Genomic DNA, 15,228 nt, shown 5'->3' with positions numbered 1-15,228 from the left:
CTATATAATGAACTTTAAATTTAACTACCTAACGGCAGCTTTATTAGCCACCGGACTAGTATTCACAGCCTGTTCTGACGACGATGACCTATCTACAGGAACACAAAAAAGCGCAGTAACAACAAATTATGCAAATCTTGTTCTTGCAAATTATCAAAATGCACTTACAGATGCACAATCTCTCGAAACCGCTTTACAAACATTTACCACTACGCCTACAGATGCTAACTTTACAGCTGCAAAAAATGCATGGTTTACAGCTAGAGAATCTTATGGTACTACAGAGGCTTTTAGATTTGCAAACGGACCTATCGACACAGGTAGCACAGAAGATATAGAAGGTTATTTAAATTCATGGCCTATGGACGAGGCACATGTAGATTATGTAGATGGTGATCTAACTGCTGGTATCATTAACAACCCAACATTATTTCCTACGATTGATAAAAACACATTAATTAATCAAAATGGTAATGGTGGTGAAGAAAAGGTTTCCATAGGATACCACGCTATCGAGTTTTTATTATGGGGACAGGACAATACTGCACCTAGCGCGGGCCTACCAGGACAGCGTCCTTTCACTGATTTTGTAGATGCAGGAACTGCCTCAAATCAAGACAGAAGAAGAACATATATCAATGTATGTGCAGACTTAATCACCGACCACCTAGAAGTAATGATAGAGCAATGGACTGGAGATTATAAAAATACTTTTCTTGCACAAGACACAGACACATCACTTACAGACATGATTAACAGTATATCTGAATTATCACGTAGTGAACTAGCTATAGAACGTATGTCCGTTGCCTTACAAAATCAGGATCAAGAAGATGAGCACTCTTGTTTCAGCGATAATACAGATCGAGATATACGTCTTAACCTAGAAGGTATCGTAAATGTATATAATGGTAGTTATGCTACTGTAAATGGCGCTTCTCTTAAAGACATTATTACAGAAGCAGACAGTGATTTAGGTACAGAACTAGATATATTACTAGCAACAGCTACTACAGAGGTAGATGCAACTTTATCTCCATTTGATCTAGCTATAGTTAATGGGCCAACAAGTACAGAAGGAATTAAAGTACAAAATGCAGTGAGAGCGCTTGTTGCTTTTGGAGATAGATTACTAGATGCAAAGGTAGTTTTAGGTCTTAATTAAAAGACGACACCGCATATTACTAGATTAATAAATTATTTAAAACTGGACGTATTTCTATACGTCCAGTTTTCTGATTCATACAAATTATCATTCATGCGCGTTTATTACAAGTTATTTATATTGCCACTACTGTTGTTCATTACCTCATGCAACACAGACGATTCTTACACAGCTCTAACGCCAGAAATAGGAGAAGAATTATCTGGTGGAGATAATACGTCGTTCAATTTTTCGGCAGAGGCTTTTGGGTTTGCAGCTCCTAATTTGAGTTTTGAGGAGCGTGTGACCTTTGGTGTAGGAAACTCATTATTTAATCAGAGTTGGGTGACTGCACCAGCATCTACCACAGCAAGAGATGGTCTAGGTCCATTTTTTAATGCTCGTAATTGTTCTGGTTGCCATTTTAAGGATGGTAGAGGTAGAGCAAGTGCATTTGCAGGAGAGCTATCTCATGGATTGTTATTGAGATTAAGTACACCAGGTACTGGCGTTAATGGTGGTAACTTACCAGAACCTACTTACGGTGGACAGTTTCAAGACAACTCTATTCTATCACAAATGGACGAAGGAATTTTTGAAGTAGTGTATGAACCTAAAGTAGTTACATATAGTGATGGAACAACAGTAAGTCTACGCAGTCCTACGTACACATTCCCTTTGCTTAATTACGGTGCGATGGTAAATAATGTACAAATATCACCACGTGTAGCAAATCAAATGATAGGTTTAGGACTTTTAGAAGCAGTTCCTGAGACTACCATTCTAGCACTAGCAGATCCGTTTGATACTAACGGCGATGGAATTTCTGGAAAAGCTAACTATGTATATGATATTGCGAGTGGGACTAACACTCTAGGACGTTTTGGATGGAAAGCAAACCAACCTAATTTAAGACAACAGGTAGCAGGTGCATTTTCCGGTGATATAGGTATTTCCTCTTCCCTATTTCCTGATGAAAATTGTCCTACTGGAGTAGATTGTTCTCAAATACCCAATGGAGGTACACCAGAAATAGATAACGCAAATCTAGATAAAGTAACCTTCTATTCTTCTACACTTGCTGTCCCAGCCAGAAGAAATTTTGAAGATCAAATTGTATTAGAAGGCAAACAGCTTTTTAATGAGATAAGTTGTACCTCTTGCCACGTAGCATTGCTACAAACTGGCAACCATGAAATCGCAGCGTTATCTAACCAGACCATTAGACCTTATACAGATTTATTGCTACATGATATGGGTGATGATCTTGCAGATAATACTCCAGACTTTTTGGCCACAGGAAATGAATGGCGCACACCACCTTTGTGGGGAACTGGACTTATAGAAACTGTAAACGACCATACAAATCTATTACATGATGGTAGAGCACGTAATGTAGAAGAGGCTATTTTATGGCATGGTGGAGAAGCGAGCCCAGCCCAAGAAAGATTTAAAGAATTAAGCTCGAGCGAGCGTAGTAAAATCATTGCATTTATAAATTCACTGTAATTATGAAATTTTCAATTCTTCGAATACTTGCACTTTTTGCAATATCCTTAACTCTTATTATTTCTTGTGATAGTGATGATAGCTCTAGCAATACTGATACGGCAGCAGCGCGCGAGACTCAAATGGCGCATTTATATGATAACTACATCATCTTATTGCAACAGCAGCATGTTAATCAAGCTAATGATTTAATTAATACGAGCAACGCGTTTACCCTAAATCCTACTTCGGTAACTCTACTAGAAGCTCGTGATTCTTGGAAAGCAGCATTCCTAACCTGGAAGAACATAGAGATCTTTAATGTAGGACCTATCCAAAACGCTTTCTTAATACCACGAGTGCATACATGGCCAGTAAGCAGTACAGGTATTGAAAGTAGGATTATAGATGCCACTGTGCAAAACAGTGATGATGTCGATATTATAGGTGCTACCATTAAAGGCTATGCGGCTATAGAGTATATGTTGTTCAATCAAAATGATCAGGTAGTAATAGATCAATTCACTACGGGAGCAACAACTACAGATAGAAAAGCTTACTTAAATGCACTGTCAGAAAATCTAGCATCTAGAGCTAGAGAATCACAAGACTTATGGATAGATTTTGAATCAGATTTTAAAACAAATCTAGAGTCTGGCGTTAATGGTAATTTTAACCGAATAATCAACGCAATGGTTGCCGGTTTAGAAAGTATAAAAGGACGTAAAATAGAAGAAGTATTAAATAGTTCTCCTACGGACATCACCCTTTTTGAAAACTACAGAAGCCAAATAAGCAAAGAGGCTATAAAAGCAAATCTAGATGCTGTTTACTTTACCTACACAGGTGATTTTAATGATATAGAAGGCTTTGGTGTAGAGGAATACACTTCTGAAGTTCTTAACCGTGAAGATTTAAACGTAGAATTACAATCTGCTTTTACTGCCGCATACAGCACTTTAAATAACATGAATGATTCTCTAGAAAACATAGCTATAACAGACATTAATCAGCTAGAGGTTCTTAAAGATGATGTTCAGAATATCATTAGATTACTTAAAGTAGATTTTTCTAGTGCTGCGAGCATAGTCATTACTTTTAATGATAATGATGGAGATTAATTTCTCCCATTCTCATCTGGATAAAAAGTATGCACAGGCTCGCTTTGCCACACCTCTTTAGTTTCTACGCATATGGCTGTTAATGGGCCTTTATAAGCCGCTGCGGTATCTATATTCCACACGCAGGCCGCGTTAATAGGTTGATGAGAGCCTAGACGATCTGTAGGAGTATGACCTATATACACCTCATTATATATTTTTAATCTACCTGGATACCGATCGTTATCTCTTTCTAGATTAGGATCTAATGCTAGAGCTAGCTCCCATAAAGTACGGTCCCAATAAGTGATATTTGCATAATACTCGTGATGCGGTCCTTTTAAATTATGAAATCCTGCATGAAAAAAACCATTGCCGTCTAACTCATAGAAATTATGAAGTTCGTTTCTCAAAAAATTAAAATGCAGTTCTAATTCGTTTTTACTTCTATTCTTGTAGCTATCTACTGTGCTTTGCCCACCGTGAAATAACCACATTTCACTAGGTATTGTTGCTTGTAAATTATCTACCACTAATTCATCATGATTACCTCTCAAATAAATAGGTGCAACTTGATTGTTTTGTTTCCGCTTTCGCGAAAGCGAGATTAAAAAATCTATTACCTCAAAACTTTCTGACCAGCCGTCTACATAATCTCCTAGAAAGATTAACTGATCGTCATCTTTTAAATCTATCCTTTCTATAAGTTGAAGTAAGGCCTTATAACCGCCGTGAATATCTCCTATTGCAATAGTTCTCATGAATTATATTTTACTTTGCGCAAAACGCGTAATGCTTCTTTATATGATTTATAGGTATCTGGATAGTTTTTAAGAAAACTCTTATGAGATTTCATCTTTTCTATGGGTTCTCCTACATTATTAAACTGGCAAATTAACATAGTCTCAGGCAACTGTCTAAGATCAATTAACTCTTGATCTTTTAAAAGAATGCCGTTTGAGATCTTATGTAAAAGGGACAAGTTCGTGTTATAAATATGATGCAAGGTACGACGATCATAATAAGGTGGATTAAATAAAATCTTATTCTCTAATAGATAGGTTCCATTAGGAAAAAACCGGAGCGTCTGTCTTTCTAGTGGATGGTAACGCTGTCGGTCTCCTATACCTAATTCAACAAACTCTAAGATACTGAAGCTGTCCTCGTCAAAAGAAATTTGAACCTCATCTAACGTACTGTAAAAAATTTTAACCTGTTCATTTACCATCTCAATGTCCACTCGATGATAATATCGCTGTCCTTTATTCACCTTTACCTTTCCAGACCAGCAGATAACAAATTGCTCTTTAAACACCTTATAATGGGACTCTAGATCTTCGTTTTTACGATTTAAAAACTCTACAACACTATCTAAGGTATGTTCTATATTATTGCTAGCTTGTTTTTCTAATTTCTCTACTATCTCTGAATTGACATCTTTGATTTCAAGATCAAAAGTTTTAGGCATTGACATACTTCCATCTCTGAAGAATACACTACCACCGTAATACTTCCATATATTCTTACGCAATGATGTGAGTCCTATTTGCCCTCTTATAGTAACTAACCCAACAACTTTACCCAGCGGCAAGTGAGGAAAAGGGATATTTTCATATTGAATTATGGGAGCATTTGTAAAGTAAGCATTTATCAGGTTTTGAAGTTTTGAATCATCAAAGAAATCTACACCTACTATAGCATTAGTCTTGTCATCAATACCTATTACTATATAACTGTTATTTTTAGGGTTAGAATTTGATAAGGCACAGATATGTTTTAAAAACTTCGCCTTTCCTTCCTTACTGCTCAGATCTATTTTTAACTTTTTATCATAGAAACTATTCTCGTCGTTATGAGCAAGCAAGTTCTTAACTAGAAGTCGTTTATTAATCATCAGGTCTAATATACTCTCTTTATGCGATGTACAAATGAAAGGAATGTAAAAATTAAGCTAAATAAACTGTAATATCATAGCTATACATTAACCTCTTCCATAAGTCAGATAGCAGTAAGTGTATTATCTTTGTATCTATGCAAATTCCCGAAGGAAAAAAAATATATTTCTCTAGCGACAACCATTTAGGAGCGCCTACTCAAGAACTAAGTAAACCACGTGAACAGAAATTTCTAGCATGGTTAGATCAGGTTAAAGAAGATGCAGCTGCCATATTCTTATTAGGGGATTTATTTGATTTCTGGTTTGAGTACAAACATGTCGTACCAAAAAACCATGTAAGAGTATTGGGTAAACTTGCTGAGATTGCAGATAGCGGTATCCCTATTTACTTTTTTGTCGGAAATCATGATTTATGGATGTTCGGTTATTTTGAAGAAGAATTAGGCATTCCAGTATATCACAAGCCGCAGACTTTTGAATTTAACAATAAGAAATTTTTAATAGGTCATGGTGATGGATTAGGACCTGGTGATAAAGGTTATAAACGCATGAAAAAGATATTTACTAGTAAATTCTTTCAATGGTGTTTTAAGTGGGTACATCCAGATATAGGTGTAGGAATAGCTAGATACTTATCTGTTAAAAACAAACTTATATCTGGAGATGAAGATGCTAAGTTTCTAGGTGAAGACCAAGAATGGCTAGCGTTGTACGCAAAGCGTAAATTAGAAACAGAACATTTTGATTACTTCGTTTTTGGCCACAGACATTTACCTATGGAGATAAAAGTGGGAGAATCTTCTACTTACATTAACCTAGGTGATTGGATAAATCATTACACCTATGGAGTGTTTGATGGAGAAAACTTTAGGCTAGAAAAAATAACTTCTTAATTCAATCTACCGTTAATCGGATTTAACTCTTAAAAATTTAACAGTTTTTTAGGAAATCACCAGTTATCTCGATTAGTATTCTAAATTCGAAGAATGGAGCAGCAAGAAAATCATAAAGTACACGATCAGATCAATATTATTGTTCAGGCTCCTATTGCAGTAGCTTTTTTAGATAATCAATTGAGGTATGTTGCACACTCTGCAAAATGGTGTACTGATTATAAATTATCAAAGACAGATTTAAGAGGCCTTAATCATTATGATCTATTTCCTGAAATAAGTGATGAATGGAGGGCAAAACATCAAAGAGTTTTAAATGGTGCCGAAGAATCGCGAGATGAAGAACTGTTTATACGTGAAGATGGCAGTGAACAGTGGCTAAAGTGGAGTGTAAAACCATGGTATTACCATGATGGAAAAATAGCTGGTATAGTCATGGTTACAGAAGACATTAGCTCACAGGTTCTTATTAAAAAACGTGATCAATTAGATTTTAAAATTTTGCTAGACCTATGCTCACATGCAAACATAGGTACCTGGCAATACAATAATGTGACTAGAGAACTGTACTGGTCAGATGCAACAAAAGAGCTTCATGAAGTATCTGATGATTTTATACCAAATCCTACTCAAGCTATAAATTTTTATAGAAACGGTGAATCTCGCAATAAAATATCAGAAGCTTTTCTCAACTCTATTTCTAGAAATGAACCATACGATCTAGAATTAGAATTAGTAACCGCAAAGGGTAATTGCATTTGGGTAAGAGCAACAGGTCAAAGTGAGTTTAAAGATGGGTTATGTATAACACAATACGGGACATTTGAAAACATAAGTGACCGCAAAAAGAAGGAACACGAGGTTAAAGTTACATCACAAAAATTTCAAAAGTTATTCTTTAATTCAAACTTAGGTGTTGCCATATTAGATACTGCAACACTGCAGTTCCTGAATGTAAATCCGACATTAGAACAAATAACTAAACTAAAAAACAAAGAACTTTTAGCTACCTCATTTGATAAGTTGATCGATGAAACTGATTTTGGAGAATGGTTCCATCATCTAGAAAAAGTTTTAAATAAGAAAACCGATCATATAAAACAAGCTATTACCCTAAGAGCATCTAATGGGGCGACAGTCTACACTCAAACTATATGTAACGTATTACATGATGAACATGGTGATCCAGAAAATCTAGTTATACAAATACTAGACATTACCAATGAGCGAAAAGTGGAAAAGGAAAAGAAATTGTTTCTTAAAGAAATAATGAGTAAAAATGAAAGGCTGCTCAACTTTGCCTATATAGTTTCTCATAATTTAAGATCGCACTCTAGTAATTTTAAAGGACTTATTGATTTTTATAAAGAAAGTGAAGAGCTAGAAATTCGTTCTAAAATCATATCCATGTTGGATATATCTAGCGATAACTTAAATCAAACCATAGAGGATCTAAATCAAGTAGTTTCTGTACATTCTAATAAAATAGAATTGAAAAACATAGCTTTAAAAGACTTTGTCCTTCATACTTTAGAAAGTGTCTCTTTAGAAGTAATGAAGAATGAATACGATATAGAAGTAGACATAAAAAACGATACAAAGATCGTGGCTTTCCCTGCTTATTTAGAAAGTATTCTACTTAATCTAATTACTAACAGTATACGATATAGAGACCCTAATAAACAATTAAAAATAATAATCTCTGCAAAGATCCGTAACGAGTCTTGTACCATTATGGTATCTGATAATGGAATAGGAATAGACCTAGAAAGAAATAAGGATAAAATATTTGGAATGTACAAGACATTTCATGAACATAAAGATTCAAACGGACTAGGCTTATTCATGACTAAAAATCAAGTGGAAGCTATGGGAGGAAATATATCTGTGCAAAGTAAAGTGGGAACTGGAACAAAGTTTACCATAGAATTATAAATCTACTAATGGTATAACGCGTCTTTTAAAAAGTGCTTTTCAGCCGTTATTACAAACATTTGAACGATTACAAATTAAGTTAACCGTCTATTCTCAAAACGTAGTTTAAAAGTATGAAATTTATATTTCAAAACTACAAGTCTTATGACCACATCTAAAATTTGGATAATTGACGATAATCCTATAGATTCATACGTGATTAAAACCATGCTAGAAGTAAACGATCTAGCAAATAATATAGAAGTATTCTCTGATAACAAAGAAGCTCTAAAAAATTTAGATCAATTAAACACTACCGACTCAAAAGAATCCATTCTAGTCATCACAGAAAACAAGACTAATGCAGTAAATGGATGGGATCTTATTACAGATATGTCAGAAAAGAAGAAGGATTTAGATATCAAATTTCACATGACTAGCGAGCTGTATTCTAATAAGGATTTTAAAGAATTTAAAGCAACAGAACCTTTACTTTCTATAAATAAAAAGCCTCTAAGACTAGACGATCTAAAAAGCATAATAAATGAATAAGGAATCCTTAAAATAAAGGAATAATATAACATTCTTGAAGAACTATATTTAAGCGTTAAACTCCATAACCTACCGATCTTTGTAGGGTAATTAAAAGTTTAATCTTAAAACATTATAGTTATGAAAAATTCAAATTTAAAAACCGCAGCATTTAGTATTATTTTTTTATTTTTCACTTTATTCTCCTTTGCACAAGAAGCTCAAAAAACATCAAACAGCTTATCTAATTCTCTAGAAGAAATAACCATAACAGTTAAAAAATCATCACTCAAAGACCAAGCTATTTTTAAAAACAATAAAAAAGCATTGCGCAGGGCTGCAAAACTAAGTAAAGGTGATATTAACAAATTTAAAAATGAAATAGCTACTTCTATCCCATCATTCAGCGATGTAATAGATAACAACTGGGAAGAACTCTATGACGAGTCTAAACTACTTACACTCATCGGTAAAGTAGAATCCTTACCGTCTGTACTTTAAGAAGTGATATCTCTCAACCTCAATTGCAAAGAAACATTTCCTTGCCATTCATTTTCATCAATGGAATAAGCAATGTGGAATTTTTTACCATCGGTAATTTGATCGCATTTCTCACCCATATTAAAACCTATGGCATTAAAGCCATTCTTCTCCCCTTTTTTTGAGGCCACCTTAATTTTAAGGTGGTCTTCATCTTTCCCCACACGTTTACCGTACCCAGTATCTACCACGTTTTCTGTCATAAACACAGGGGGCATATTACCTGGGCCAAATGGTGCCATTTGCTGTAGTATGCGATAAAATTTAGGTGTAATTGCGCTTAAAGGCAGCTTAGAATCAATATGTATTTCTGGTGTAAGATGTTTATTCTCTATGGTAGCACAAACCACCTCTTCAAATCTTGCTTTAAACTTCTCATAATTATCCGGTAACAAGGTGAGTCCAGCAGCGTACATATGCCCACCGAATTGTTCTATATATTCCGAGCACTGTTCTAATGCATTATAGACATCAAAACCTTTAACACTACGAGCACTTGCAGCCAGCCTATCACCAGATTTACAAAACACTAAAGTAGGTCTATAGTAGGTTTCAGTTAAACGAGAAGCCACAATACCTATCACTCCTTTGTGCCATCCATCATTATAAACAACACTTGTAAATTTTTCTTCTTCTTTATTTGTTATAATTTGATCTAACGCTTCTTCTGTTATGGATCGATCTAGCTCTCTTCTATCAGAATTATAATTTTCTATAGCAGCCGCAAATTCTTTAGCCCTATCTAGATCTGTCTCTTTGAGCAATTCTACCGCATGCAGCCCGTGTTTCATTCTACCAGCAGCATTGATACGTGGCGCAATGGTAAAAACAACGTCAGTAATAGTAAGGACCGTTTTATTTAAATTCTCAATAATAGCTTCAAAACCAGCTCTCGGACTAGTATTTATAACATTAAGACCATGATATGCTAGTATTCTATTCTCTCCAGTCATCGGTACAATATCTGCCCCTATCGCAGTGGCTACCAGATCTAGATAAGGTATCAAAATATCAAAATCCCAATCATTTACAATAGCAAGAGCCTGACATAATTTAAACCCAACACCACAACCGCACAACTCATTATAAGGATAGCTACAGTCTGCTCGTTTAGGGTCTAGAACTGCTATCGCATCTGGCAGTTCCTTACCAGGTCTGTGGTGATCGCAAATAATAAAATCTATTCCCTTTTCCTTTGCATAGTCAACTTTATCTACAGCCTTAACACCACAATCTAATGCAATAATTAATGAAAAATCATTATCGGCCGCAAAATCGATTCCCTTATAACTCACCCCATAACCCTCATCATAACGGTCTGGTATATAAGTAGAAACACGATCATAAAAACTTTCTAAAAACGTAGACATCAATGCAACACTAGTAGTCCCATCTACATCATAATCACCATAAACAAGAATATTCTCGTTATTACCTACTGCTTTTTGAATACGTTTAACAGCCAGCTCCATATCCTTCATTAAAAAAGGATCATGTAATTCTTCAAGATCAGGTCTGAAGAAGGATTTCGCTTTCGCGAAAGCGTCCACACTACGTTGTACTAACAAACCAGCTAGAAAAGGATCTACTCCTAACTCTTGAGCTAGCTGCTGTTGTTTTTGAGAATCTGGTACCGGTTTTAAAGTCCAACGCATTTGGTAAAGATAAGGTCTAAAAAAGAGTCTAAGCTCTTTAATTTAATTTGCAATTTTCACTTTTGTGATGTTTCCTTTATTTTTAAAACGTAAATTACAAGACAAGAAAATTTAAATAAAACAAACATGCCATTAGTAACCCCATTAGACGCCAGTCATGATCCAGAAACAGCGCAACTAGCAGATTTCTTTAATGAAACATTAGGTTTTTGCCCTAATTCTGTCCTTACCATGCAACGACGCCCAGCCATATCTAAGGCTTTTATCAACCTCAACAAAGCTGTCATGGCAAACGAAGGTCGTGTAACCAGCGCTTTAAAAAGAATGATTGCTTGGGTATCTAGTAACGCAACAGGATGTAGGTACTGCCAGGCACACGCCATAAGAGCTGCAGAACGTTATGGAGCAGAACAAAAACAACTGGATAATATATGGGAGTACCGCACACACTCCGCCTTCAGTGAAGCAGAGCGTGCTGCACTAGATTTTTCTCTAGCCGCTAGTCAGGTGCCTAATGCCGTTAACCAAGACATAAATGACAGACTACACCAACATTGGGATGATGGAGAGATAGTTGAAATGCTAGGTGTAATCTCACTATTCGGCTACTTAAACAGATGGAACGATTCTATGGGAACTACCTTAGAAGGTGATGCTATCGATAGCGGTAACCAATACTTAGGAAAACATGGCTTTGAAGTAGGCAAGCATGTTTAAGCTACTCTAGAAATTCCTCAAATAAAAAGGGTGCTGGTTTAAACCAGCACCCTTTTTATTTATGAACCTATATATTATGGAACATTTACAAATTCAATAATCTGTTCTTTCTTGTTGTTGATGTACTCGATAACAAAATTATCACCATTCATGTATCCTACACCTGCAAACTCTGATGTATGAACTAGGTAAGCATTATTACTTTTCTTAAGTGCTACACCTATAGGTAGATTGTTATCAAAGATTAAAAAGCCTTTGGCGCTTTTCATTAATGCATATCCTTCTTTTGAAGTGAATTCATATTCGCTAGACGGCGCAGCATCATCTACCACGTCCTTTTCAAACTTTGGCGATTCGTCAAGTGCTACCTTTGTAATTAAGGAGTTTTGAGTTGGTTTTTTAACCTCTTCTGTTTCTTTTACGACATTACCTGGTTGACTAGACATAGTTTGCACACTATCTATTCCCATAGCTGCTGCTTCACTATTTGGAAGTGTTTTTATATCATTAGGCTTTACATATTTATAATCAACAGCGTCAAAAGAAGTCATCGCATCTCTTAGTGCTTCAAAATAGGCTTTGTCATTAGACTTAGTTCTCCCTACACCTTTTTTAGTTGTGAAAACAGTATCACCAGCACAGTTAACCAGTCTTAAAATTAAATTTCTTGTGAGACTACCACTTTTATCTATTTTCAATTGAAGCGCATTACACACTCCTCTATTCATATCTTCTGGCAGAATTGCTGAATTTCTAAAAGCATTAAAATTGCGTTTTTTAAACTCAAAAACAATCAACTCGTTTAATCGGTATTCATTTGCCTCACTCTGAAAATCGTATTGATTTTCTACGACTATGTATTTATAATCATTCAAATCTTGATTTTGAGCAACTGCAAAAAATGTTATTGTAAAAAATAAAAATGCAAATAGATATTTCATAAACTGATATAAATTGAACTGTAAAACTTCTCTATAACGATAAATAAGGCATTTATGTTGTTAGAAATCTCGCTTTCGCGAAAGCGGAAAAATACAAATTAACTAGATAGAAAAGTGTCTATCTCACTAGCTAAATCAGGAAGTGGCCTCATCAAGTTATAAACAAAGCTTTATAAAAACACACTGAAACCCTACCTTTGAAACTTGTCTTTTAAGACGTTACACGCCATTCAAATCAATATCATGAAAAAGCTAGAACTACTCAAAAAGTATTTTGGTTACGACAGTTTCCGCCCATTACAAGAAGAAATTATAGACAGCGTTATTGCTGGAAAAGACCTTATGGTCGTCATGCCTACTGGTGGAGGTAAATCCATGTGTTTTCAATTACCCTCTTTACTTCTAGACGGCATTACACTAGTTGTATCGCCACTTATTGCTTTAATGAAAGATCAAGTAGATGCGTTGCGAGCAAACGGTATTGCAGCATCTTACTTTAACAGTTCACAAGACGCTACACAGCAACAAGAAATGCTAGAAGAATTGCGCTCTGGACGTCTCAAATTAATTTATGTAGCTCCAGAGAGCATCGGTTTACTGAATAATCATCTTCAAGGAATTCCTGTTTCTTTAATTGCCGTAGATGAGGCGCACTGTATTTCTACATGGGGTCACGATTTTAGACCTGCATATACACAGTTATCTTATTTTAAAACGAGTTTTCCAGACGCTAACCTGATAGCACTAACCGCCACCGCAGACAGAGCTACTAGAGCAGATATAAAAAAACAATTAGGCATTCAAAATGCAGAAGAATATGTCTCTTCCTTTGACCGCCCCAATTTAACTCTAGAAGTACGTCCAGGAAATAATAGACTGCAGCAAATGCGTCGTTTTTTACAAAAGAACAAAGACGAGTCTGGTATTATCTACTGTCTAAGCCGTAAAACCTGTGAGTCACTTGCTAGCAAAATTTCGGCATATGGTTTTGATGCGGCAGCTTATCATGCTGGTCTAAGTCATGAAGAAAGAGAAAATGTACAAGAGAAATTTATTAAAGACGACCTTAAAATTGTGTGTGCGACTATCGCATTTGGGATGGGAATTGATAAGTCTAATGTGCGTTTTGTACTGCACTATAACATGCCTAAAAACATAGAAGGTTATTATCAAGAAATAGGTCGTGCTGGTCGTGATGGTATTAACTCGCATGCGTTATTATTTCACAGTTATGCAGACGTGATCCAGCTGCGCAAATTTGCCGAGGGAAGTGGTAACTCTGAATTGCAAATAGCAAAATTAGAGCGCATGAAGCAGTTTGCCGAAGCACTAACCTGCCGCAGGAAAATGCTCTTATCCTATTTTAATGAATATCTAGATGAAGACTGTGGCAACTGTGATGTATGTCTTAACAAGCCCGACTTCTTTGACGCCACACTACCTGCACAAAAAGCATTGAGCGCCATTATACGCACTAATGAACGAGCATCTCTTAATCTTTTAATAGATGTACTACGTGGTGCACAAAATGCCGCCATAATGGAAAGTGGTTTCCAGCATATTAAAACTTATGGCGCTGGTAAAGAAATTACATGGAACAACTGGCAACAGTACATCGTACAAATGATTAATCAAGGTCTGGTAGAAATAGCTTTTCATGAGAACAATCATTTAAAAATCACACCTCAAGGTAAGGAGGTGCTTTTTAACGGTCGCAAGGTATCGCTAGCAGTTATACCTAAACCAGAAGAACTACCCTCTCGTAGAGCACAACGTACCAAAGAAGAACTACCGACAGAGGTGAATCGCGATCTTTATGAAGCATTGCGCAAAACTAGATTACAACTGGCTAATGCTGGAAATCTAGCACCTTACATGATTTTTAGTGATGCGACTTTAAAAGATATGGCAGCCAGAATACCACTGGATGATAATGAATTTGCTGACATTACCGGTGTTGGAACTCATAAACACGATACCTATGGTGCAAAGTTCTTAAAAATGATATCAGAATTTAAGGATGACCGTAAAAAAGACTTTGTCTATAGGGATGAAATAATAAAACCTAAAAAAGCCAAAAAGAAAAGTACTGGTCCTAAAAAGGATACTGTAATGGAAACGGTCCTTTTATTTAGAGAAGGTAAAACGATTCAAGAAATAGCTGCAATTAGAAATTACCAACCTGGTACTATCTTAAATCACCTTACTAAACGTTATGAAAGCCACAACGATATAGATTTAGAAAAATTGATAGATCCTAAGGATTATGATTTAATAGCTGCAGACTTTGAGCAAATAAAAGATGCTGAGAGCCTTAAAAGCATCTTTGAGCATTTTGACGGTAAGATAGATTATGGATCTTTAAGATTAGGTCTGACTTTATTAAATGAAAAAGCAGCTATTTAAAT

At 35.6% G+C, this 15,228-nt stretch carries 13 protein-coding genes; 9 read left to right on the top strand and 4 right to left on the bottom strand.

The window, feature by feature from the left end; genetic code table 11:
• The first annotated feature begins 7 nt into the window (after positions 1-7).
• The 3 genes from LY01_RS03460 to LY01_RS03450 all read left to right on the top strand — a co-directional run bounded on the left by LY01_RS03460 (position 8) and on the right by LY01_RS03450 (position 3,753).
• Positions 8-1,165 carry an imelysin family protein gene (locus LY01_RS03460; RefSeq protein WP_104514403.1) on the top strand — a complete coding sequence of 386 codons (1,158 nt, stop codon included), beginning with the start codon at positions 8-10 and terminating at the stop codon, positions 1,163-1,165.
• 93 nt (positions 1,166-1,258) lie between these two features.
• Complete coding sequence (locus LY01_RS03455; RefSeq protein ID WP_104514402.1) at positions 1,259-2,653, top strand: di-heme oxidoreductase family protein; 1,395 nt, start codon at positions 1,259-1,261, stop codon at positions 2,651-2,653.
• Positions 2,654-2,655: 2 nt separating this feature from the next.
• Entirely contained in the window at positions 2,656-3,753 is a 1,098-nt protein-coding gene (locus LY01_RS03450; protein WP_104514401.1) for an imelysin family protein, read from the top strand.
• On the opposite strand, the gene LY01_RS03445 is transcribed toward LY01_RS03450, so the two are convergent.
• Both LY01_RS03445 and LY01_RS03440 read right to left on the bottom strand, forming a co-directional pair.
• Positions 3,750-4,493, bottom strand: a complete 744-nt coding sequence (locus LY01_RS03445) for a metallophosphoesterase (protein ID WP_104514400.1) — start codon at positions 4,491-4,493, stop codon at positions 3,750-3,752. The two genes, LY01_RS03450 and LY01_RS03445, sit on opposite strands and share 4 nt — an antisense overlap.
• Positions 4,490-5,626: an ATP-binding protein gene (locus LY01_RS03440; RefSeq protein WP_104514399.1), complete on the bottom strand. Its 1,137-nt coding sequence runs from the start codon at positions 5,624-5,626 to the stop codon at positions 4,490-4,492. The genes LY01_RS03445 and LY01_RS03440 overlap by 4 nt, the downstream gene beginning before the upstream one ends.
• Positions 5,627-5,763: 137 nt before the next feature.
• Here LY01_RS03440 and LY01_RS03435 point away from each other — a divergent pair, with 137 nt between their 5' ends.
• The 4 genes from LY01_RS03435 to LY01_RS03420 all read left to right on the top strand — a co-directional run bounded on the left by LY01_RS03435 (position 5,764) and on the right by LY01_RS03420 (position 9,468).
• Positions 5,764-6,522 carry a UDP-2,3-diacylglucosamine diphosphatase gene (locus tag LY01_RS03435; protein WP_104514398.1) on the top strand — a complete coding sequence of 253 codons (759 nt, stop codon included), beginning with the start codon at positions 5,764-5,766 and terminating at the stop codon, positions 6,520-6,522.
• Between the two features lie 93 nt (positions 6,523-6,615).
• Positions 6,616-8,457, top strand: coding sequence for a PAS domain-containing sensor histidine kinase (locus LY01_RS03430; RefSeq protein ID WP_104514397.1), 1,842 nt, complete (start codon positions 6,616-6,618; stop codon positions 8,455-8,457).
• A 144-nt stretch (positions 8,458-8,601) separates the two neighbouring features.
• On the top strand, positions 8,602-8,988 hold the full coding sequence (locus LY01_RS03425) for a response regulator (protein WP_104514396.1): 387 nt from the start codon (positions 8,602-8,604) through the stop codon (positions 8,986-8,988).
• 120 nt (positions 8,989-9,108) lie between these two features.
• Positions 9,109-9,468, top strand: coding sequence for a hypothetical protein (locus LY01_RS03420; protein ID WP_104514395.1), 360 nt, complete (start codon positions 9,109-9,111; stop codon positions 9,466-9,468).
• On the opposite strand, the gene recJ is transcribed toward LY01_RS03420, so the two are convergent.
• Positions 9,465-11,162 (bottom strand): single-stranded-DNA-specific exonuclease RecJ, encoded by a 1,698-nt coding sequence (gene recJ / locus LY01_RS03415; RefSeq protein ID WP_104514394.1) that lies wholly within the window; start codon positions 11,160-11,162, stop codon positions 9,465-9,467. The genes LY01_RS03420 and recJ overlap by 4 nt on opposite strands.
• Before the next feature lie 126 nt (positions 11,163-11,288).
• Here recJ and LY01_RS03410 point away from each other — a divergent pair, with 126 nt between their 5' ends.
• Complete coding sequence (locus LY01_RS03410; protein ID WP_104514393.1) at positions 11,289-11,879, top strand: carboxymuconolactone decarboxylase family protein; 591 nt, start codon at positions 11,289-11,291, stop codon at positions 11,877-11,879.
• A gap of 74 nt (positions 11,880-11,953) precedes the next feature.
• On the opposite strand, the gene LY01_RS03405 is transcribed toward LY01_RS03410, so the two are convergent.
• Entirely contained in the window at positions 11,954-12,820 is an 867-nt protein-coding gene (locus tag LY01_RS03405; RefSeq protein WP_104514392.1) for a hypothetical protein, read from the bottom strand.
• Between the two features lie 243 nt (positions 12,821-13,063).
• On the opposite strand from LY01_RS03405, the gene recQ reads away from it, so the two are divergent.
• A complete protein-coding gene (recQ, locus tag LY01_RS03400) occupies positions 13,064-15,226 on the top strand; it encodes a DNA helicase RecQ (RefSeq protein ID WP_104514391.1) in 2,163 nt (720 codons plus the stop codon).
• The last annotated feature ends 2 nt before the right edge of the window (positions 15,227-15,228 follow it).

The sequence above is a fragment of the Nonlabens xylanidelens genome (assembly GCF_002934445.1).
Classification (GTDB): domain Bacteria; phylum Bacteroidota; class Bacteroidia; order Flavobacteriales; family Flavobacteriaceae; genus Nonlabens; species Nonlabens xylanidelens.
The sequence above is the reverse complement of the archived record's forward strand: the minus strand, read 5'-3'. Positions and strand labels throughout refer to the sequence as shown.